Origin of the sequence: Hymenobacter negativus, from assembly GCF_016056375.1 — a bacterium.
Taxonomy (GTDB): domain Bacteria; phylum Bacteroidota; class Bacteroidia; order Cytophagales; family Hymenobacteraceae; genus Hymenobacter; species Hymenobacter negativus_A.
In genome coordinates this window covers 176577-198589 of sequence record NZ_JAEDAE010000006.1, presented here as the reverse complement: position 1 = coordinate 198589, position 22013 = coordinate 176577, and the positions used below count along the sequence as shown (strand labels likewise).

18 protein-coding genes are annotated in these 22013 nt (G+C 54.7%); 10 read left to right on the top strand and 8 right to left on the bottom strand.

Features of this window, described 5'->3' with window-relative positions:
• Nucleotides 1–313 precede the first annotated feature (313 nt).
• The 7 genes from I7X13_RS14390 (at nt 314) to I7X13_RS14360 (ending at nt 10280) form a co-directional block, all read left to right on the top strand.
• Nucleotides 314–2860, top strand: coding sequence for a DEAD/DEAH box helicase family protein (locus I7X13_RS14390; protein ID WP_198076029.1), 2547 nt, complete (start codon nt 314–316; stop codon nt 2858–2860).
• Between the two features lie 38 nt (nt 2861–2898).
• Nucleotides 2899–5442 carry an N-6 DNA methylase gene (locus I7X13_RS14385; protein WP_198076028.1) on the top strand — a complete coding sequence of 848 codons (2544 nt, stop codon included), beginning with the start codon at nt 2899–2901 and terminating at the stop codon, nt 5440–5442.
• Between the two features lie 15 nt (nt 5443–5457).
• Complete coding sequence (locus I7X13_RS14380; protein ID WP_198076027.1) at nt 5458–6180, top strand: hypothetical protein; 723 nt, start codon at nt 5458–5460, stop codon at nt 6178–6180.
• Between the two features lie 224 nt (nt 6181–6404).
• Nucleotides 6405–6575, top strand: a complete 171-nt coding sequence (locus tag I7X13_RS14375) for a hypothetical protein (RefSeq protein WP_198076026.1) — start codon at nt 6405–6407, stop codon at nt 6573–6575.
• A 64-nt stretch (nt 6576–6639) separates the two neighbouring features.
• On the top strand, nt 6640–8217 hold the full coding sequence (locus I7X13_RS14370; RefSeq protein WP_198076025.1) for a hypothetical protein: 1578 nt from the start codon (nt 6640–6642) through the stop codon (nt 8215–8217).
• 331 nt (nt 8218–8548) lie between these two features.
• Nucleotides 8549–8950, top strand: a complete 402-nt coding sequence (locus I7X13_RS14365) for a hypothetical protein (protein WP_198076024.1) — start codon at nt 8549–8551, stop codon at nt 8948–8950.
• A 385-nt stretch (nt 8951–9335) separates the two neighbouring features.
• Nucleotides 9336–10280 (top strand): alpha/beta fold hydrolase, encoded by a 945-nt coding sequence (locus I7X13_RS14360; RefSeq protein WP_198076023.1) that lies wholly within the window; start codon nt 9336–9338, stop codon nt 10278–10280.
• Nucleotides 10281–10476: 196 nt separating this feature from the next.
• Here I7X13_RS14360 and I7X13_RS14355 read toward each other — a convergent pair whose 3' ends face one another.
• The 4 genes from I7X13_RS14355 to I7X13_RS14340 all read right to left on the bottom strand — a co-directional run bounded on the left by I7X13_RS14355 (nt 10477) and on the right by I7X13_RS14340 (nt 14699).
• The gene (locus I7X13_RS14355) at nt 10477–12054 is read right to left on the bottom strand and encodes a c-type cytochrome (protein WP_198076022.1); all 1578 of its coding nucleotides are present in this window, start codon (nt 12052–12054) and stop codon (nt 10477–10479) included.
• Between the two features lie 85 nt (nt 12055–12139).
• On the bottom strand, nt 12140–12715 hold the full coding sequence (locus I7X13_RS14350) for an RNA polymerase sigma factor (RefSeq protein ID WP_198076021.1): 576 nt from the start codon (nt 12713–12715) through the stop codon (nt 12140–12142).
• A gap of 154 nt (nt 12716–12869) precedes the next feature.
• Complete coding sequence (locus I7X13_RS14345) at nt 12870–13637, bottom strand: LytR/AlgR family response regulator transcription factor (RefSeq protein WP_198076020.1); 768 nt, start codon at nt 13635–13637, stop codon at nt 12870–12872.
• 9 nt (nt 13638–13646) lie between these two features.
• Nucleotides 13647–14699, bottom strand: a complete 1053-nt coding sequence (locus tag I7X13_RS14340) for a sensor histidine kinase (protein WP_198076019.1) — start codon at nt 14697–14699, stop codon at nt 13647–13649.
• Nucleotides 14700–15144: 445 nt separating this feature from the next.
• Between I7X13_RS14340 and I7X13_RS14335 the strand changes: the two genes are divergently transcribed.
• The gene (locus tag I7X13_RS14335) at nt 15145–15990 is read left to right on the top strand and encodes a hypothetical protein (protein WP_198076018.1); all 846 of its coding nucleotides are present in this window, start codon (nt 15145–15147) and stop codon (nt 15988–15990) included.
• Nucleotides 15991–16796: 806 nt separating this feature from the next.
• Here I7X13_RS14335 and I7X13_RS14330 read toward each other — a convergent pair.
• A complete protein-coding gene (locus I7X13_RS14330) occupies nt 16797–17042 on the bottom strand; it encodes a helix-turn-helix transcriptional regulator (RefSeq protein WP_198076017.1) in 246 nt (81 codons plus the stop codon).
• Nucleotides 17043–17147: 105 nt separating this feature from the next.
• Between I7X13_RS14330 and I7X13_RS14325 the strand changes: the two genes are divergently transcribed.
• Complete coding sequence (locus I7X13_RS14325; RefSeq protein ID WP_198076016.1) at nt 17148–17582, top strand: hypothetical protein; 435 nt, start codon at nt 17148–17150, stop codon at nt 17580–17582.
• The gene (locus I7X13_RS14320; protein ID WP_198076015.1) at nt 17582–17998 is read left to right on the top strand and encodes a hypothetical protein; all 417 of its coding nucleotides are present in this window, start codon (nt 17582–17584) and stop codon (nt 17996–17998) included. The genes I7X13_RS14325 and I7X13_RS14320 overlap by 1 nt, the downstream gene beginning before the upstream one ends.
• 258 nt (nt 17999–18256) lie before the next feature.
• Here the strand turns inward: I7X13_RS14320 and I7X13_RS14315 are convergent, their stop codons facing one another.
• From I7X13_RS14315 to I7X13_RS14305, 3 genes are all read right to left on the bottom strand, one after another.
• The gene (locus I7X13_RS14315) at nt 18257–20581 is read right to left on the bottom strand and encodes a DUF3987 domain-containing protein (protein ID WP_198076014.1); all 2325 of its coding nucleotides are present in this window, start codon (nt 20579–20581) and stop codon (nt 18257–18259) included.
• Nucleotides 20575–21051: a helix-turn-helix domain-containing protein gene (locus I7X13_RS14310; protein WP_198076013.1), complete on the bottom strand. Its 477-nt coding sequence runs from the start codon at nt 21049–21051 to the stop codon at nt 20575–20577. Before I7X13_RS14310 ends, I7X13_RS14315 begins: the two co-directional genes overlap by 7 nt.
• A gap of 79 nt (nt 21052–21130) precedes the next feature.
• Nucleotides 21131–21994: a hypothetical protein gene (locus I7X13_RS14305; RefSeq protein ID WP_198076012.1), complete on the bottom strand. Its 864-nt coding sequence runs from the start codon at nt 21992–21994 to the stop codon at nt 21131–21133.
• Nucleotides 21995–22013: the final 19 nt, after the last annotated feature.

The window sequence follows — 22013 nt, the reverse complement described above, 5'->3', positions numbered from 1 at the left end:
ACACATGTGATTTCTTGCTAACCTACAGTTGCCAGTATTGTAGGATAAAGATGGAAACCATATCGGTATTGTCTCCACAGTGTGTGCCATAGAACTGAACTAGGCAGACATCAGCACTGGATATACCGCTCGGTCGGCATCGGTGCCAAGACTGGGAATAGAGTTGACCGAGTATGATACGAAGTGTTGCTTGGTTGACTTGCGTAACTTGTACTTGGCTCATTATGGCGCGCAATTCGTGTTGAACTCGGCAGTTCGAACCTAAATTTGAGCATACAGAGCTGTACCCGACTAACCTTTGCCTATCTACTCTATGGCTAATGCTAATAAAGAAGCTACTGCCCGAATAAAAATCAATAAGCTATTGGAGGAAGCCGGATGGCGCTTCTTCGATTCCAATGAAGGCAAAGCCAACATTGTGCTTGAGCCGAATGTCAAACTTACCACGTCGCAGGTATCTGCATTGGGTGATGATTTTGAGAGCACACAGAACGGCTTTATTGATTTTCTGCTGCTGGATGAGAGAAGCGCCCCGCTAATCGTTTTGGAAGCCAAGGCTGAGGATAAGGACCCGCTTGTGGGTAAAGAGCAGGCCCGCAAGTATGCGCGTGCCCAGAACTGCCGTTTTGTATTGCTCTCCAATGGCAATCTGCATTACTTCTGGGATTTGACCCAGGGCAGTCCCTACGTTATTTCACGGTTTCCGGGACCAGACTCCGTGGCGGGTTACAAGAAGTTTGAGCCGAACCCCACAAAGTTGGTGGCCGAAGTAGTTGGCAAGGATTACATCACCCTCACGCAGCTGCCGAACTATGCCAACGAAGCCGGCTGGAAGAACGAAGCGGAGCGGCCGGATTTTATTGAGAAGAATCATCTGCGGTTTTTGCGGCCCTACCAAATGCGGGCCATTCAGCAGTTGCAGGTAGCAGTGGATGAAGGACAGAACCGCTTTCTCTTTGAAATGGCTACTGGCACCGGTAAAACGCTCACGGCAGCCGCTATTATCAAGCTATTTCTGCGCACCGGCAATGCACGGCGGGTGCTATTCCTTGTGGACCGACTGGAGCTGGAAGACCAAGCTAATAAAGCCTTTGTAAAGCTGCTGAAGGACGACGCTAAATCAATCATATACAAGGAACAGCGCGACGAATGGCGTAAGGCCGAAATCGTGGTGACAACGGTACAATCGCTGTTGTTTAATGGGAAGTATCGGCGACTGTTCGCGCCGACTGATTTCGACCTAGTGATTTCTGACGAAGCCCACCGTTCCATTGGGGGCAATGCGCGGGCTGTGTTCGAGTATTTCATCGGTTATAAGCTGGGCCTCACGGCCACGCCCCGCGACTACCTCAAACGCTTCGACGCGGCGGAATCCAAAAGCCGCGACCCGCGTGAACTGGAGCGCCGCATGATGCTGGATACTTACCGCACATTCGGCTGTGAATCGGGCCAGCCAACGTTTCGCTACTCGCTGTTGGATGGTGTGCGCGACGGGTTCCTGATAAATCCCGTGGTGGTGGATGCTCGCACCGATATTACTACGCAACTGCTTTCAGATGAAGGATATGCCGTGCTGGATGCCAGTGAAACGGAAAACGACGACGACGAAGAAACCTACTTCCAGCGCGATTTTGAAAAGAAGTTCTTTTCGGAAGGTACCAACCGGGTGCTCTGTGAAACCCTGATGCGGCACGGACTACGCGACCCTGTGAGCGGGGAGTTTGGAAAAACCATTGTGTTTGCCGTGAGCCAGGCGCATGCGGCTAAGTTGGCGCAGCTACTCAATGAAATGGCCGATACGCTCTACCCTGGTCGCTACCAGTCCGATTTCGCGGTGCAGGTAACTTCCCAAGTGCCGGGAGCACAGCAGTACACCATCAACTTCGCCAATAATCGGCTGCTGGGCACAGCTAACGTTCTGCCTGAATACAGAACCAGTAAGGCCCGCGTGTGCGTGACGGTGGGCATGATGACGACCGGCTACGATTGCCCCGATATTCTGAATCTGGCGCTGATGCGGCCCATTTTCTCCCCCTCCGATTTTGTGCAAATCAAGGGCCGGGGGACTCGTAAGCACAACTTCCTCGAACAACTGTTCGACCAGGACCAGAAGGAGCTGATGCGCGAGCCCAACAAAACCCGGTTTAAGCTCTTCGACTTCTTTGCCAACTGTGAATACTTCGAAGAGCGGTTCAACTACGACGAGGTACTGAAACTGCCGGCTCGCACCACCAGTGCCAAACGGGATGATGATTTCGGCGGTGGGCAACCCACGGTCGGCAACTATGAGCACCTCGACCCCGACGCGGTACGCACCTTACAGGAGCAGCATATCGGCTTGGAAGGAATGAAGATTGACCGGATGTTCTTCGAGAAATTTGAGGAACAAGTGCAGGCCGATGATGAGCTACGCCGCCAAGTAGAAACCGGCCAGTGGCAACAGGCCACCGAACACCTGATTAAAGTATTCTTCGATAAGCCCCAGGAATATTTTAACCTTGAAAAGCTGCGCCGGGCGGCGGGCCTCGACCGACGGCTGACCGTGCGCGAAGTGCTGGAAAAAGCTTTCGGCCGTATTCCGTCCTTCAAATCAAAGGATGAGCTGTTAGAAGAAGAGTTCGACCGGTTTGTGCTAGACTACAAACCAGCCGATGCCGAGCATATTGTAGCCATGAAGTACTTCTTCAAAGCTTATATCACCGATGGACACCTACGCACTATCCTCGACGATAAGAATCTTAACGGCCTCTACACCAACCCCAGTTTTGGCATGATGGACTATGAAGCCGTACCCCAGGGCTGGCGCAACCGCATTTCCAACTACATTAAAGACTATGTGCCGCTGAACCGCTTTTTGTAAGCCAGCAACACGTTCCTACTTCTCATTTCTGTTTCCCCGTGCTCGATACCGAAACCAAACGCCGAATAGATTCCTGCCGCGACATTCTGGTGGGCAAAGTGCCCGACCCCAAGTCGCAGGTAGAACAGATTACCATTGCCCTCATCTACAAGTTCATGGACGACATGGACGCCAACTCAGAATTGTTGGGCGGTAAGCGCCAGTATTTTGCGGGGCTTTATGCCCGCTTTGGATGGTCACAGCTCATGGCACCCGGCATGGGTGGGCAGGATATACTTAACCTGTATTCGGAGGCCATTGCTAAGATGAACGAGAACCCCGGCATACCCACGCTGTTTCGCGACATCTTTAAGAATGCCTACTTGCCCTACCGCGACCCCGAAACGTTGCGGGCCTTCCTCAAGGAAATCAATTCCTTCAGCTATGACCACTCCGAACGCCTAGGCGATGCCTTCGAATACCTGCTTTCGGTGTTGGGTGCGCAGGGCGACGCAGGGCAGTTCCGGACCCCGCGCCACCTGATTGACTTTTTGGTGGATGTCATCGACCCGCAGAAAAATGAAACCGTGCTCGACCCTGCATGCGGCACTGCCGGTTTCCTGATTTCGGCCTACAAGCATATCTTAGCCAACAACCAGAAGCAACGCCCCGGTGATACCCTCACGCCCGACGAGCGTACCCGTCTGGTGAGCAACTTCCAGGGCTACGACATTTCGCCTGACATGGTGCGCCTCTCGCTAGCCAACTTATACCTGCACGGCTTCCCCAATCCGTCGGTAGAAGAATATGATACTCTCACGAGCGAAGAGCACTGGAACGATACCTTCGACGTAATTCTGGCAAATCCACCCTTTATGTCGCCGAAGGGCGGAGGTGTTATTCGACCTCACAAGCAGTTTTCAATACAGTCCAATCGTTCCGAAGTGCTGTTCGTGGACTACATTGCTGAACATCTCTCGCCTCAAGGCCGGGCGGCTATCATCGTGCCTGAGGGTATCATTTTCCAAAGTGGCACCGCCTACCGGGCACTACGCAAGGAGTTGGTGCGTACCTCTCTAGTAGCCGTAGTGAGCCTGCCGGCTGGCGTATTTCAGCCGTATAGCGGCGTGAAAACTTCGGTGCTGATTCTCGATAAGCGCCTAGCTCGACACGCTCAGGAAGTGCTGTTTGTCAAAATCACTAACGACGGCTTTGGCCTGGGAGCCCAGCGGCGCGAAACTATTGGGTCGGAACTGCCCGAAGCTAAGGCCAAGCTCCGAGCCTGGTTTCACCACCTGCGCAAAACTGCTATTGGACCTACGACTTCTAAACTGGACGGGCTGCACCTCGTGGAGAAAAGCCGAATCGGTGAAAACGTTGACTGGAATCTTAGTGGGGAGCGATACCGAGATGGTAGTGCGCGGATTACCGATTTTGAGTTAGTTAGCTTAGGTAACAAGGAGGTATTTCAAGTTGATAGCGGCGGTACCCCTTCATCAACAGAAGAAGCCTACTGGAACGGCGGCATTAATTGGGCCACACTAGCAGACTTACCCCAGAATGACTTTATCACTGATATTACGCACACAAAGCGCACTATTAGTGAGGAGGGCTTGCGCAATTCATCGGCTAAAGTATTGCCCCTGAATACCGTTATAGTTTCTACCCGCGCTACAATTGGCCGCATTGGCATTGCCCGTGTACCGTTGGCTACTAATCAGGGCTTCAAAAATATCAGCATTGTGGATGAAGCACGGGCTATTCCTGAGTTCGTGGCTCTGATGATGACGCAATTGGTGCCGCAAATGGAAGCAATGGCTACAGGCGGCACATTTAAGGAAATTTCAAAGAGTGCCCTCTGTACCCTAGAAATCCCCCTGCCTCCGCTGGTGGTGCAGCAGGAAATTGTGGCGGAAATAACGGGTTACCAGCGGGTAATAAACGGGGCAAAGCAGGTGCTGACTGCATACCAACCCCGTATCGCCGTGCAGCCGGAATGGCCCGTGGTGGAGTTAGGGGAGTACTATGCTACAAGTTCCGGCGGTACACCTTCTAAGGCAGAAGCAGCCTTCTGGTCTGGAAGTATTCCGTGGGTTTCGCCTAAAGACATGAAAAGCGACTTCCTGGTTGATACGGAAGACCATGTGAGTAATGAGGCTGTTGCATCAAGCGCAACTCGTCTAGTGCCAGCCAATACGCTTTTATGTGTTGTACGCTCTAGTATTCTGAAGCACGCCTTGCCTTTGGCATTGACAACCAAAGATATGTGCTTTAATCAGGATATTACGGCTTTTAAACCCAAAAAAGAAGGGCTTGATGTCGAGTTTTTGTTCTACTTCATGAAAAGCGAAAGCGAGAACATTCTGCGACGCGCTATCAAGCCAGGCGTAACAGTTGAAAGCGTACAGAGTGGGTTCTTCAAAGAATATCAGCTTCCCCTTCCCGACCTTACTATCCAGCGCCAGCTGGTGGCTGAAATCGAAGCCGAGCAGCGGCTAGTGGCCGCCAACCGAGAACTGATTGAGCGAATGGATACGCGGATACAGTCTGCTATCGGACGGGTGTGGGGCGCAGCCGTTCAACAAGTAGAATCTGTTAGCTAGTTGGGAGGCCATATCATGGAAGAGGCTACCCCAATTATGGACTATCTACCCAACTCGTTCAAGCATCAGAACGAACAGGACTACGTGAGCTTTCTTTGGGATGCTTTTGCGAGCAACTATGAAGCCGGCCAATACCAATTTGCCTTACTGGCCTACCACATGCTGTTTATGAGTGGTGTGTATTGTTCGCTGTGGCAAATCCGTACCAGTCGCCAAAGCTTATTCGCCAATGCTCTACTGTTCCATCAAGATGAGGAGGTGATGCTGGAAGCTACTTCGCCATTCGTCTTCAGCAAAGCCCAGGAGAGTAACGTCTTTAAGTTCATGCGGCTTATAGACTGTGAGAAACAACACATCGGCAAGTTCACTAAGCTGGTAAAAGACCGTAACAGTATCGCCCACTCCAACGGAAACATCTTCTACCAGACTAAGCCGGCAGCTGACATACAAATTGCTGAAGTGTTGCGTCAGCTTGCGGTCATCCAAGAATTGATGCGCCCGATACTTCATAGCTGTCTAAGCCAGTTCTTGCTTGAAAGCCACAACCCTGAAGAACGTGAATATTCGTTGGATGAGGACCAGATTCGAGAGGTATTGATTCATGCCAACTATTTCTCAGCCCATGATATTGCTTGCTGCCTCCAATTCGATATAGAGTCACTACGGGAGCATGAGCACTTCGAAGCAATGAAGTCCTTGTTCGAGAGCCTCTGCACAGCTTATGCTGAAGAGGTATAACACAGTACTGTTACTCTGCTTTCATGAATTGTCAGTCGGCAGTCACCGGGGGTATTCGTACAACGGGTTGCAGTCGCTGAACCCGCTTGGTTGCTGACCGTAAGCCTACTGTAATGCGGTTGGTTTTCGGCGGTTTATTCGTTACTTGCTTCCCGTAACGCATTTATCGCCAGGTAATGCGTACCTTTGCACTCCATTTTCGTAATTCTCTTTTCCTTCTCCCTATGGCAAATTCCCCGAAGTCCAGCACTGCCCTCGACCTGAGCCGGGTGAAGGCGCAGTTGCAAAGCCACAAATACCAGCAACGCGTAGAGCAAACGTTCCGGGAGGTAAAATCGCTTCAGGAAAAGGCCGTTATCGACCGCACTCGCCTACACGTACCGGTTTCTTTCTAATCAGTACTTACTACTTTTGAACGGCGCTCCATTATTGGGGCGCCGTTTTTTTTTCTCCCTTCCGATGCCCGCTACCCAGATAGTTCACCAAATCGTTCCTTACACAGAAGATGCTTTAGCCGAAGCCCTTAGCAACGACTGGGTAACGCCGGCAGATACTCGCCACAGCCAGCACTATGCCTGTTTCCGCGAGTACCTAGGGCCTAAGGATGATGGCTGGAATGCGCAAACCATCTTGGTCGAGGTGCCCTACATGAGCCAGTCATATCTGACGGATTATGCTAACTACTACGCTCTGTGCTTCACCCGCTACGAGCGGTGGTGCAAGCGAATCCATTTCTTTAGGCAGGCGTTTGCTGAGGAGGAGCTAACGGCAGCCCTTGGCGACCCGCAGCATCTTATCTGGGCCTCCTATATAGGCTATATTGTAGTGAAACCACTGCCTGCTCCTATAGGAGCCACGTTGCTACGTCCTTATCAAAACGGCGATAAGAAGGAGCGCCACTACCCCGTGCAGCGCCCCTATCATCTAAACCTGCTGGGACAGCCGCTCACCGTCAGTACTCTGATTTTCCAGCAGCAGGATACCAATGTGAGCGCATGTGCCACTACCGCCTTATGGATGGCATTTCATAAAACAGCCTTTCTATTCCAAACGGCACTGCCTTCACCTTACTACATCACCGAGGCAGCTGGTAACCTGTTCAATCACAGTGGCCGCAGCTTTCCCAACAAAGGACTCGATACTTTTCAGATTCTGAACGCCATTCGGTCTGTAGGGCTGGTGTCAGAGCTGCGCAATACATATAAATATCCAAACGAATTAGAGAAGGAGGAGCGAGGCCAGCAGTTACGAGAGGCAAAAGCATTCATTCATGCTTACTTACGTATGGGGCTGCCAGTACTTCTATTTATCAAGTTTGAAAACCTCGGTGGGCATTTGGTGACAGCCACCGGCTACCGCTCTCCCGAACCAGATTATGATTTTTCAGGAAACAGCATGGTCTTGCTATCCGACGGAATCAAACGCATGTATGTTCATGACGATGGTATCGGTCCTTATTCCCGATTGGGTTTCAACGAAGAAACCGGAATGTTGGAAACAGCTTGGCCTCAGAACAGTAATTGGGATGTACGTGAGCAAGCATGGTTGATGGCTGCTGCCGTGCCCCTCGTGAGTGAAATCCGGATTCAATACGAACAGATTTACCAGCAAGCTGCTCCATTTAATGACTTATTTAGTATTCTACTTCCTATTCTCTTGCCAACAGAACCAAAAGCACCATTAGTTTGGGATATTTATTTGTCTTTCAGTAATAAATACAAAGAAGAGCTTCTCCAAAGTCAAGTGGGAAGTGCTCAAAAACGTCGGCAGACGGCTGGTTTAGTTTTGCCTAAATACGTTTGGATAGCGCGTGCATCGTTGCGAGGGGCTGTGGTAATAGACATGGTATTTGACGCCACTGACCTACATACAGGCTTCTTTTGTCAGTTAGTCAGTGTATACTCACCATTATATAATCCCCTGTCTATTGTGCTAAGCGATGCTGATATACAAAGAGTTCTAAAGGACACAGCTCGGTTTGATAGCCGTTATTTTCCGCTGTTATTTGCTGCTGTTGGAGTAGTTGTGTTATCCTAACTAAGCAAATAACATTTTATTGGATTCGAACCGGCTAGACGATAAAAAGTAGCATAGGCTAAGTCAATCAGTATTTTATTCCTTTATTGCACATTAATTCAATAAACCTACTTGAAAGATGCCAAAGTACAAATGCCACGGATGTGGAGAGGAAAATGATTACCGCACTAAAGACACTAGCCGAGAGGAAACTGTTTTTGCGTGGACACCTAAAAAACCGATAAATAGCAGCTCAAGCAGTCCGAAGTACTTGTACTTAAAATGTAAAGAATGCGGTGCTACTAATAAGGTTGAGCAATAACGCCCAACGTCCATTAATAAATGCCATAGTATGCAGACGGGACAAAAGTTGTCAGAAGAGGAGGAGTTCTATGTTGAATGGATGGCTGAGTCAATCAAGGATAACCTAGCTGTTATCAATGATATTACTAGGCAAATATTGACAATAAGCTCTGCTTTATTGGGGCTTAGCGTGTTCTATGATAAAGTGCTAGAAAACGCTGAAGGTGTTAAGCTGCTTGTAATATTGTTTTTTGCTGCTTCTGTAATTCAGTGTTTCCTTGGATTGCTTCCGAATAGCCAGGTAATAGATATGGCTGATATAGAGGTATTTAAAGAGCACAAGAGAATGGCATATAAAACCAGGTACAGGTTGCTAATGAGCGCAGCCCTATGCCTTCTTGCTGGGCTTACAACTATAATTGTTTACTTAGTTATTGGAATATTTAAATAAATATATTTTTCCCATTGCGACTGCTATTGTACGAAAGCATCAGGCCAATCGAATACCATTTCGTTGGCTTTCATTATAGGCTTGACTAGCATCAGTAGTAGACACGTCATTATTAGTATATAGAAAGTTTGAATACAGAGCTGCTAGTAATGCTTCTAGAGGTGATAGTGAAAGTGCCCATTGGGACTTAGTAAATATAATGAGGCACCAGTTGTGCGCGATATTGCGCGCATAATTAATAAATACGCGATTTTAGCCAAATGAGACGTGTTTGGCTATTCTTGCTAAGAATAACCACCGTTTTCTTAAACATCAGGCGGACCAATGCGGTGAGTCGTTTATCACGGTCCTGCGTTAAGGGGTTACACTTTTCCCTTCTTCAATTATGGACCTGCACTTCGTTCGCCGCGGCACCGGCCGCCCCCTCTTACTGGTTCACGGCATCGGCGGCAGCTGGCGGTCCTGGAACGCCATCCTCGACCCGCTGGCGGCCGAGCGCGACGTCATTGCCGTCGACTTGCCCGGCCACGGCGATACCCCCAAACTGAAAGGAATCCACTCCATCGCCACCTTGGCCGATGCGGTGACGGACTTTCTCACCCAACACGACCTGCTCGGCATCGACGCCGTGGGCAGTTCGATGGGCGCGCGGCTGGTGCTGGAGCTGGCCCGGCGCGGCGGCGTGCTCGGCGCGGTGGTGTCGCTGGACCCGGGCGGGTTCTGGCAGGGCTGGCAGATTCCGGTTTTCTATCACTCGGTGTCCCTGTCCGGGAAGCTGGTGACAGCCCTGCAGCCGGTGATGCCGGCGCTGGCCGGTTCGGCCGTGGGACGCACCGTGCTGCTGCCGCAGTTTTCGGCCCGGCCCTGGGCCGTGGACGCGCAGCTGGCCCGCGACGAGATGTACAGCTTCGCCCACTCGCCCGCCTTCGACGAGTTGCTCGACCAGTTGGCGCACGGCGAAGTGCAGCGGCCCGCGCCCAAGGGCAGCATCCCCGCGCCCCTGGTCATTGGCTGGGGCCGGCAGGACCGGGTGTGCCTGCCCAGCCAGTCGGCCCTGGCGCTGGCGAAATTCCCCGACGCCCGCCTATATTGGTTTGAGCACTGCGGCCACTTTCCGCAGTGGGACCAGCCCGCCGAAGCCGCGCGCCTGATTTTGGCCGTCACCAACCGGCAGCCCTTCACGGACGCTTCCATTGCCCGGGTGAGACCAGAAGGGCCGGCCCCGGGGTTGGCCAAAGCCGCCGTCGTGGGGGCCGCGGTGGCGCTGCTGGCCGGCGGCCTGTGGCTGCTGTCGGCGCGGCGAAAACCGCAGCGGTCGCCCGGGGAGTAAACCGGCCGTAAGCCAGTGGGCGGCTCCCGCTACCACACCAAAAAAAGCCCCGGCCCTTCGCAGGACCGGGGCTTTTTTGGTTTGAGCACCCGCCTAGCCGTCCTGTCCGGCTTTGAAGTAACTCATGAGAAGGGAGAATGGGGAACAACCGAATTAGACGCGCCTCTAACAAGGCAATAACTTGATGGGTAATGATTTATTTGCTGTCGGTATCCAGGCTATTCAGGTAGGCCATCAGCGCGGTGCGCTCGGCTGGGGTGACGGCGTAGAACGGGTGCGGCGCGGTTTTGCCTCGCTTGGGGTTCAGCAGCTCCTCGAGGCTGTGCACGGAATCGTCGTGCAGGAACACGGGCTTGCGGGCCAGGTCCAGCAGCAGGGGCAGCGCGTTGCCGCGCATGCCGCCGCCGGGGCTGGCATCCACCACCACCATTTTGTCATCGAAGGTGCCGGGGGCATTCTGAATGGGCGTGAGCGGGGCCTGGCGCTGGGCCAGCACTTTGGGCGCGTAGCCAGGCCAGATGACGTTCATCGGCACGAGCTTGGACTGCACGGCCACGCCCTGGTTGGTGTTGTGGCAGGAGGTGCAGTTTTGCGCGATGAACAGCGCCCGGCCAGTAGCCACCTGCGCGGCATTGTGCACCACGCCCTTGGGCGCTTGCAGGCTCGACACGTAGGCGTTCAGGTCGCGCAGCTTCTGCTCGTCCACGCGCTTGCCGGTGGGCGTGGGCGGGTCGCCGGCTTTGCCCTGCAGGTGGGCCGTCACGAACGGGTAGCCGGTGACGCCCGTGGCGGCCAGCACCTTCGCGTAGCCGGCCACGATGGAGTCGCCGCCCGCTGCGCCGAGGGCGTGCATAAACTGCCGCCCACCGGGCGAGAGCAGGTTGCTCTGGTCGAACAGGGCCGTGTAGACCGTGTTGTTGAAGTCGTCCAGCTTATCGTTCTGGCCCGAGGAGCCGTAGGGCGCGGCCAAATCCTGCCGGAAGAAAGGCGTGATGTGCACGGAGTTGCCGTTGCCATCGGGCGAGTCGTCGAAGGTGCCCACGGGGTAGAACTTGGGGTTGCTGAGGTAAGCATCTACTTCGGCCTCGGTCGATTTGGCGGTCAGGCCCTTCGGGGCGCGGCCAATGGTGCTGCCATCGGGCTGCTGGAGCTGCAAGGTGGGAAACAGGGCGCGCGAGTTGGCGGCCGTGGCCAGCAGCTTGCCCACGTTCAGGCCGTGCGGCGTGGGGCCGTCGATGCGCCGGCCAATCGTGCCCTTGCCCGTCAGCTCGTACATGGACTTGTCGGTGATGGCGTGGCACAGGGCGCAGGTCACGCCCACTTTGCCGCCCTTGGGCACCATGCCGATGACGGCGTTGGCCTTCACCAGCGCATCCAGGGTGGCGGGGTCGTTGAGTTTGGGCGCGTGGGCGGGCGAGTGGTCGGTTTTCAGCTCGCTGGCGAAGGCGGCTTTCAGGTCGGCCGGCATGGCGTCCACGTCGAAGCTGACCCCGGCTTTCAGCGCGTCGAGTACCGTCAGCTTGGCGGCTTTCATGCCCTGGGGCATGCGCACGGCATCGGTCCAGAAGCCTTCGTCGCCGAAGGTTTCGTTGCGGTACACGTCGCGGCCGGCCTCGGCGTTGCCGGTGCGCAGCGCAACCGGCGTGGCCCCAGTGCCAGCGGTGTCCGTCGCCGCTTGGGTGATGGCGGTTTCAGTGCTGGTCTTGGTGTCGGAGCTGCCCTGGCAGGCAGCGGCCGCCACCACGGCTAAGCCCGAAACAAGGAGGGCGGGCATTCGAAAGCGGTACAGGTTGGCCATCGGGTCAGAGAATGAAGTAAAAAATGAGAGAAAAGACGGGTTAATTGGCCAGCCGGTGCCGCTAGCGGGCTAGGCGGGTGAGCACCACTAGGGCGGCCCGCGCCCGGGTTTTCACCGTAGCCAGGGGAATGGCTAACTGCTCCGCCGTTTCGGCCTGGGTGCAGCCCCCGAAGTAGAGCAGGTCGATGACCTCCCGCTGCCGGGGTTTGAGTTGAACGATGAGCTCGCGCAGGCCAATGTGCTCGGGATGAAAGGCCGTGGGGGCCGGGGCGTACTGGGCCCCGGCGGCTTCCAGCGACGGATTGCGGCGGTGGAAGCGGTAACGCGGACTGCGCAGGGCGTCGATGGCCTGGTTGCAGCACACCCGCACCATCCAGGTAAACAGGCGGCCCCGCGTGGCCTCGTAGCTGCCAATGCTGAGCCAGACTTTCAGCAAGCCTTCCTGCAGCACATCCTGCGCCAGCGCCTCGTCCTGCACCACCCGCAGAATGACGGTGAACAGGTTCCGGGCGTACTGCTCGTACAACTGCCCCAGGGCGCGTTCGTCACGGGCCAGCAGGCGCTCTACTAACGCTTGCTCGGCCGTGGCCGGAAGGAAAGGAACAGCACCAGGTAGCGGGGTAGTAGTAGCAGACATGTAGGCCGGGTAAGCGAAGCCGCGCCACTCATAAAGCGCGACCCTCGCTCATACGGGCAAAAGTTAGGCAACGGCTATTCTCCGTGACGAAGTGGCCTTTTAGCGGGACGAATAGCACTATGTCTGAGGCGATTGGTCCGGCTAATAGTTGGACTTAGGAGACGAATTGCCGCAGGAACTGCTGAATGCCTTCGTTGCAGCTGCGTGCGGACGTCAGGTGCGTACCGTCGTGCAGCGTGAGCAGGTACTCGCCGTGCGTCCAGGGCCGCAGCTCTTTGATGTGGGTGGTATTCACTATCAGGGAGCGGTGAATGCGTAGAAAGCGGGCCGGGTCGAGCTGCCGGGCCAGCTGGGTCAGCGTGGCGCGCAGCTGGTGGGTGGCGCCCGGCACGTGCACCGTCACGTAGTTGCCGGTGGCTTCGAGGTAGTGCACCTGCTCGACGGGCACGAAGTAGAAACGGCCGGGCTGTTTGACCAGCAGCTGGGTCGAAAAGGCCACCGGCGGCGCGGGCAGCGCCTGCACCAGCCCCTCCCACGCCGGCGCGGCCACCTGGCTGACCCGCTGGCGGACGTGCGTCAGGCAGCGGGTGAAACGGTCGGGGTGCAGCGGCTTGAGCAGGTAGTCCACGGCGTGGGCCTCAAACGCTTGCAAGGTGTATTGGTCGTAGGCCGTCACGAATACGACCAACGGCAACGGCTGAGCCGGTAGTTGTTGCAGGACCTGCAAGCCGTTGAAATCAGGCATTTGCACATCGAGGAATACCAAATCCACGGCTGGCCCGTGGGAAAGCGCGGCCACGGCTTCGGCACCGGTGCCGCACTCGCCCACGATAGCGAAGCCCGGCTGGTCGGCCAGCAGCTGGGCAATGCGCCGGCGCGCCAGCGGCTCATCATCCACAACGAGGGTACGAATGGGGTCCATGGCCAACGTTTAAACGAGAAAGGGTAATTCGATGCGGACTACGGTGCCCTGGCCGTCCGCGGGCAGCAGGCGCAGCACGTACCGGTCGGCGTAGAGGGCACGCAGGCGCTGCTCGGTGTTTTCCAGGCCCACGCCCCGGGGGCCGGCCTGCGCGGGGCCGGGGCCGGAGTCGCGCACCTGCACCACCAGCTGCTGGCCCTGCCGGTCGGCGGCGATGTGCAGCCGGCCGGTGCCGCCCGCGCTTAGGCCGTGGCGCACGGCGTTTTCGACCAGGGGCTGCAAGAGCAGGTGCGGAATCAGGGCCGGGAGCGCGGCCGGAGTTACGTCGTAGGTCACGGCCAGCCGGTCGGAAAAGCGCACTTGCTCGATGTCCAGGTACAGTTCGACAAAGTGCAGCTCCTGCGCCAGCGGCACCTGCTGGGCGTCGGTGTGGTCGAGCACGAGGCGCAGGAACTCGCCGAGCTTGGCCATCATGCGCTGGGCGGCGGTGGGCTCGTCGCCGATGAGCGTGGCAATGGCGTTAAGGGTGTTGAAGAGAAAGTGCGGGTTGAGCTGCTGCTTGAGGGCGTGCAGCTGGGCCTGCACCAGCTGCATTTCCAGGCGCACGGCATCGAGGTTGCGGCGCTGCCACTTGTCGTGGTAGTCCAGGGCGTAGGCCACGAACAGCAGCATCCAGTAGAGCGGAATCCAGAAATTGAACCCCGCCAGAATCGTGGCCCACGACACGGGCGCGTCCGAGCCGCCCACCAGGTAGAGCGTGGCCATGAACAAGGCCCGGTACGCCACCGTGATGACCACGCTGGCGGCCGCGTGCACCAGCAGATAGGGCAGCCAGCGGGCCCGCCCCGCCGTGAGGTCGAAGCGCGCTGCGAGCATAAACACCACCGGCGTGAGCAGGGCCCCAATCAGCCCGTAGAGCAAGGGCCCCAGCAGCAGCGTGCGCCACAACACCGGCCCGGTACCCGTGATGGCCTGCCCGTAGGCAACCAACAGCATGAGGAAGGCAAAAACGCCCCAAGCGGCTACCATGCGCAGCCAGGAAATGCGGGAAAGTAAGAGCATAGGGCGAGTCGACGGTCTGCTCCGTTCAACGGGAAATACTCCTCAGAGTTGAAAAGGGGTAGCGGGTCCGGCGGGCCGTCCGAACTGTCTGGATGGCTGGGAACGAAACGAGCGGGCCAGTTGGTCCGCTCGTTTCGCATACCAAATGGGACTAGCCTATCACGACTGTGTTACCCAATAAGACTTCCGCGCGGATGAAGGCATCTATTCCAAAGACGTTCACGAAACTCATCTCCAATGCGCGTTTCGTAAACTTTCAATCGTAGACGAGTTTTTTAAACTTTATCCGGACAGTCGGTTCACTTAGCTAAGCTAGATAAGCGGCCATGGGCAGCGGTTCACGGTAAGGAGCATTAGAAACTACTATTGTTCGTTATTCTTCTCTCCGTACCCCAGTCTTGGCTTATACAGCCCCTACGGTGGCCATCCGCCCCGCGCCTCCTACATGAAACGTCTGCTGTTCCTTCTGCCGGTTGCCTGGCTATCCGCTTGTTTGCCGGAGCGGGAACCGCCCGCTGCCCTCCCCCAGCACTTTCGGTACGAAGGTGCCTTTTATCCAGCCTTTATGCCGGGTTGCCGGGTTCGCATCCAAGCGGCCAACGGCGCGGGGCAGGTTTCGTTGACCGTGGCGCAGGCCCTGGACGAGGGCCCGGTGCTGGCCGCGGACAGCGTACCCCTCACGGCCCGGGAACTGGGCCAGTTTTTCGCGGCGCTGGACCCGGTGGACCTGCTTCGCTTGGACCCTCACCCCCGCCCGGGGACGGACGGGGTCACGGTGTACAACACGGTCGCCCGGGACAGCCAGCAGAACGCCTTTCATTTCTGGTCGCCCGGGCCCCAAACGCCCGAACACCGCGTGGTGGAAGCCGTGCTCGGGGTGGTCCGCCGCAAATTTCCGGCCCGTCAGCACCAGGAGTACGTGGAAGACTTGGAGCAATACTTTGCCTTTCCCCTGCCCTGCAAGATTACCCGGCGCGCGCCCTTTGAGGCCCGGATGTACGGGACGATTGCCATGCGCCAGCAAGACACCCTGGCCCGGTTCGTCGAGGGGCTGCCTTCCGACCAGCCCCTTCTGCTCGACGTGAGCAATTTCCACCTGGACTTCGGGTATTGCTACCCGTTGTTCAAGGCCCTGCTTCAGCGCAATGCGCGGGTTGTCTGGGTGACGGCCCCTGCCTCTTGCTGGAATGAACAAGCCTTGCAAGAAATCGGCGTCGCCCCGGGGTTGATTGCCCCCTCCCTTGGCGCCGGACGGCAACGGGCCCACGCCCTCTTCGGCAGCCCGCTCTAGGGCATGGAATAGTCTACGAAAACGGTGGTAGTATAAACGCGCTACATTCAATTGAAGTAGTCAAATGGTGTGAAGGTGGCTGTTACGCCCGTGTTCATTGATTAAGGCAACTCAGGATACTTGGATGCGAGTCCTTACCGCACTGATATAGTAAGGACAAGAGGCGAGAGGTATTATAAGCAAGTCGAATGATAATAGTCAAAATAATGGGTAATTGACTGATTCTTTGACTTGCTCAAGCTGGTAATTGATGATTCAGCTGACATTTGCAGTTGCAGTAGATTGCCTATTGAAATTTATTGACAACAATCAGATTTTATGATAGTTGAAAAGGGTGATAAGGCTGGATACGCCGTTTTGACTCCTTTTATTTCTTTGGGAAACATTAGAGGCCTTAGTTGTGAGCATAACAGCTACGTGTGTGTAGGGTGCTCATAGAATTTTATTGTGGGAGCGTCACCCATTCGAATCATTCGAGTGGCACTATGCTAGTTTCTGCGCGAGGTTGTGCGCAACTCTGAGCGCATCCTTTGAAAAAGGTTGAAAAGGAGCCTATAGAGGCCATTTAGGTTATTCTATCGAAGAATAACCGGGCTGTTTACGCACCGTTTCCTCGCCCTTTCACAACTCTTAGGGAGTGTAGGAGGCTTTTCGTATGCGAATAGGTTGGCTCTGTGCGAAAATGACCCCACCCGGTCGGACATTTTCGTTTCTTTTGGGCCTGACCACCCCCGCCTTTCTACCACTTAGCCCCCGGGTGTGCATCGCTGTCCTTCAGAAATGGCTAGCGGAAAAGCGAACTGCTATTACGGTATTGGGTCAATGCTATCAATGCCAGGCGCATCGACTAATTCGCGCAAGGGTAATTGCAGGGCATTAGCTAAGGCAAGCATCACTTCTAGTGTAGCCGCAGTTTCTCCCTTTTCAATGCGCTGCACAGTAGGGCGGGAAATGTCGGCGTAGTCTGCCAGGGCCTCCTGCGTGAGCTTCCGCGCTCGTCGTAGCCTCCGGAGGTGGTGGCCAAAAGCCCTGATGCCGGCTGCATATTTCACGGTGGCAAGCTCCGCTGCAACCTAAGTGCAAAACGCATCATAAATGTGGCATTTTGATTATAATGCGTATTTTTGCGTCCCTGTTCATTGCTCATTACTCCTAATATGCTTCACTTAGATGAATCTTGGCTTCTAGCTCATGACCTCATGGTTAGCGTGCAGTGGTCACCTCGTGTAGCCGATTTTGTACAGGAGTGGGAGCACCGGGGGCGTTTGGCAGAAGAAGCTCCAATAAAGGACTTGGCCTATACGGCACTTGCTTCCTCATCCGTTTTGGGACACATCGAACAAGGCGCTTTTTATGTGCCGCAGGCGCTGACCGGCCTGTACCAAGTGAGCGGCTTGCTACCGGCACTGGGTGACATCCTATTGGTCGAAGCTCTGGAACTGCGTGTCGATGCGCGGCGCATCACCGTGAGCCATTCCGGCCTAACTCGGCAGGTCACCATTGCCTACGCCCTGGGTATCGAGCGGTACCGTTACGAAGCCTCACCAAACTTGGGTGGTATGCAGCCCTTGTCTTCTTCATTTTTTGTGTAATGAGACTAGAACCCTTTCACCTCAGCCCCAATTTGAGTCTCATCATCTACTGGAATCAACGCATGAATAAGGCCATGCGCAAGCGATACTGGGCAGCGATGCATAACCTTCCCGAAGCGACTGACCAACTGCGGGAAGAGTACGCACACTGGGGAGAGACACAAGATGCTGCCTACGAGCAAGTAAAGCGGTTTTATGCTTTAACGGGGAGCTACCCTGTGTCAGGAGACGAATTGCATTCGATGCTCCGCGAGCCCAGTAGTTATTATCCGGGACTTCGTATTACGAAACGAATCTTGTTTACCAGCTTCTCTTCAGAAATAATGCAACTCATCTATGAGGTAGAGGGAGAGGAGATTGGGATGGAAGAACTCGAAGAGTACCAAGAAGGTGACCAAATGGATGACGATGACTGAGCACTAGAAGTGCCTAGCCTGTGCTGTTTCTCTAAGGCGCTGCTGGGGCTTTACGCAGCACATTACATCGGCCAAGTCCAGCCTGGCCTTGCTTTCCGCCGGCATGGAGGATATGCAGTCGAGTTTGTCATATCAACAAAAAGCCCAGCGAATGGCCGGGCTTATGTTGATACAGATTTGAGTTTGAAGGACAAAGTGAGGCGATGGCCTGTCCGGTTTGTTCGCTGTCCGGTTTTTCGGACAACGTATTTCCGTACACTATGCAGCTTCGGCCTTAAACCAATCCTGTACCGTTGAATGTGGAACGTTCAGGGATTTGCCGATTTGACGAACGCTCATGCCTTCTCGTTTCATAGAAACTGCTTGAGCAACTAGCCCCGCCTTTTGCATGTGTTTCCCCACCGGACGCGCCGACTTAGTTGCGGGCAAAGTAGCCAAAACGTGCAGGGCATGAGCACGGGCAACTTCCATAATATGCAGGGCAGTCGTGACATCTTGTGCGTCTGCTTGCATTTGGCCACTCGGAACCTCGCCGTGCTCATAGCAGCGCAAGGTTGTTAAAAGCCCAATAACTCGGAAGGCAATCAGACCCAGTCGATACGCGGAACTGGCACCTGCGTCAGCAGCGGCCTCAACGGCCTCAAGTAGTCCGGCCTGCCCTGCTACATCGAGACGGTTCCAATCTGCTTCGGACAAGGTGATATTAACCCCTCCCGTGCCCATTTCGTCCAGCGTTGGAGTGGCCTCAATCATGCGAATTAATTCTTCGCCCATTTCGTCGAAGTATGGCTCAAGCGGGCGCCGGCCATTAGGAGCACCGCTGCGCCAAATGTGAGGCTGGAAAAAGGAATAGAACAGAAAGCGACTCGTTAGCCCGTTCTCGGCGTTCGGCATGAGGCGGGGTAGTTGGCCAGGCGTTCCGGTTAGTGCAATCGATACGGTCGGGCGTTCCAATTCCAAATACAACTTATCACCCTTACGCATGAGGGGAGTAGGCTCATGCTGGAACATTTTGCACAATTTGTCACCAAACTTACCGTGTTCACCTCCCATGGCCGAAGTGAGAGTATCTGCTTCGGTTTCGCAGATAATGCCACGTCCATCATTATCGGCCAAGGCTTGCATCAGCGCAGCAGCAGTGGTATCTCCAGGCAGGTAAAGCATTTGATGCGGAGGCGGGGTAGACGAAGGAGGTATCGCTTTGCCTTTGCCAGCGGCATTGTAGGCTTGCCATTCGGCTTCGTAGGCGGTTCGGGCCTCGTTGCTTTTGTGCAGCAGCTTTTTGTGGTAAGGACGTGCCACACGTTGCGCGAAACTCATCACTCCTTTGCCACTTGCAGCCGGAGCAATAACGAACGTGAACAGGTTCAACCCGAAACGGCGTTGGTCATAGTATCCGCCTACACCTGAAAAACAGCCGGATAATATGCCCAACAAGCTCATCAGCATCACTGCCTTTTCGTGCCCTTCAAATGGAGCGCAAGCCCGTCGTAGGAAATCGGGCAATTGCTCGTAGGCATCAAGCGCAAACGTGGGTAGGGTGTGTTCTACAGCTTGTTGCTCATCAATTACACTTGCCTCTGGTAGTGGTGAGCGTGCATTGTCAATGGCATGCCGCAGTAAATCTGGCGAGAGTTCTTGGCGATGAACGGCTCGAAAGAAATCGGCGGCATCCTTGCCATACGGTAGCAATTCGGCAGGCCATTCAACCCAGCGAAGCCCATGTTCCTCGGCTAGTTCGGCAGCGCGGCGGCGGCCTGTCTCATCGGCATCGTAGCAAATGAGTAATTCGTCGCAACGACGTTTTAATTCGGTAACCAATTCTGGTCGAATCAGAACATTCTCACTGCCAACGGTGACCGCTGCGTAGCCATGGGCGCTCAAGGCCATGGCATCCTTTTCTCCTGCCGCCAGTAAAATGACGGACTGCCGGGAACTCAATTCTGTCAAGCCGAAGACATAGCCAGTAGGCTGCCCGGTAGGCCAGGTGAACTTGTAGGCTTTGTTGGCCGCATAAGGCGCATACATTTTAACAAAACCTTCGCCTATATCATATGCGAAAATTGGGTTGTTAGTACGGGCGGTAATGGTATAGGCTGTCTGATTTGCCCGTGTACCGTTGTATTGCTCTACCGCCCGAACACCGTATTTTCCCAAAATACCGGGACCAATACCGTACTGTTGCCAATATCCCAGTTCCTCGCCGGTGAAAGCACGGTACGTCGCGTGGAAAAGCCGCGCCGTATTGCGGTGTGCCACCACAGAGGGCTGAGGCTCTTTCGCCTCGTAATGCACACCGTCCGTCAGCCCCAAGTCCTGCACGATGCGGATTAGAGCTTCGGGCATGTTAAGTTCATGCAGATTCATCACAAAGTCAAGCCAAGAGCCCTCATCCTGAGTAGCAAAATCCTTATAGCGCCATTCGCCTGCCTCATTGGGGTAGAGGTTAAACGAAGGAGTTTGCTGCTTGCCTACAAACGGATTCTGAAAGTTGCGGCCTGCCTTGGGTTCCTGGCCGAAGTAGTGCCAGAAAACGTCGCGCCCGTTGTTAGTGCGTCGGAAAACCTCATCACGATTTAGCATACTGCTGCCCCTGCCTTGGTATCCTTCCGCATAAGTGAAACATTGACGCGACGCGCGTATTTGCGACGCCCGCAGGGCTGAATCTGTGCCTGTAGCGCAGCATCCACATCCCCTCGCTTGAGGCGTAGGGTGCGATTGCCCTTACCCATACGGTGAGCTTTCAGCTTGCCAACTTGAATCCATTCATACACGGTTTGAGGACGAATACCAAGAATGTCGGCAGTCTGGTTGACCGTCAAATTGTCCTCACTGCGGTCCATGCAGACAGCGTCTGCGGCCATTTCAGCTAGTAACTGTGTGTGTTCTTCGCGGGCGATGTGCCGAACGCGCTGCTCAAGAACAAACTGGAACTGAGAGAAAATAGCTGCCAAGTCAGCAATTGAGCTGTTAAAATCGGGTCCTCCAGTATAGGCCGTCAAGGCAGGGCTTTGCCCCAAAGGTGATTGGTGATTTTGGCTTACAGTAGCCATTAATATGTTGGTGCTTGCGTTGAAAGCCCGAACTGAGTTGCTCTTGGCTGCGCTTACAGTACAACATTAAGGGCCTTTCTTACCCTTTCCCCAGCGTTGGCAAATTGCGGTAAACTGGTGGTAAATTCTTGCCAGCAACCCAACCAGGATAAGTTGCTTTTATAAAGGAATATGCCTGCCATACGGCACGTGTGAAAGGCTTAGAATTTGGTGCTGGTTCTATGCGGTAGCCGTCAACGCCTTTAGGGATGATTACCCCATACCGCTCCTGAATCGCGGCCTTCCAATCGCTCGATGGAGTTTCATAATGGAGCTTGCCTAACCATACGAGCAACTTATAAACCCCTGCACATGCTGCGGGAGAATTGGCAACTCTTGTGAGTTTGCCCTTTACGTGCCCCCAGACTTTGTCAATTTTTTTGGCTAGGTCCTCTTGGCTTTGAATGTCCTCGCCATAACACAGGCTCTCCAGGGTGATAATGATGGATGCACTACTTGCTGGCGTTGACGGAGCAGATGGGGGCAAGTGCAGGCCAAACAACTCCTGTTCAGCCTTTATTATTCGGTCCAGTGAATCCATTTGGGCGTCCAGTAGCGCCTTTTTTTTCTCAAGTCGGTTAATGATGACAAGCTGTTTGTGCTCATTGGCACGAGTCAGAGGGTACTTATTGAAGCGATTGACTTCATCAGTGTAGGCCGCAAGCTCTGCTTTAATTTCGAGGAAAAAACGCTTAGCCATTCCGCCTTCATGCAGCCTGCTGTGCCAATCTTTTTCCACTAACCGTTCATACTCATCCCAGGGGAAATCAGGGCCATCAGTCCCGCTTTCTAATTGCTCTTTGAGTACAGCATACTTTTGCCGCATCTCCGGCGAATAATACTCTGGGGATTGGCCCAGTTCTCGCATGGTTTTATACCAAAGGCTCTTGACAGAAATGTCCATAGGTGTTGAGAGCGTTAAC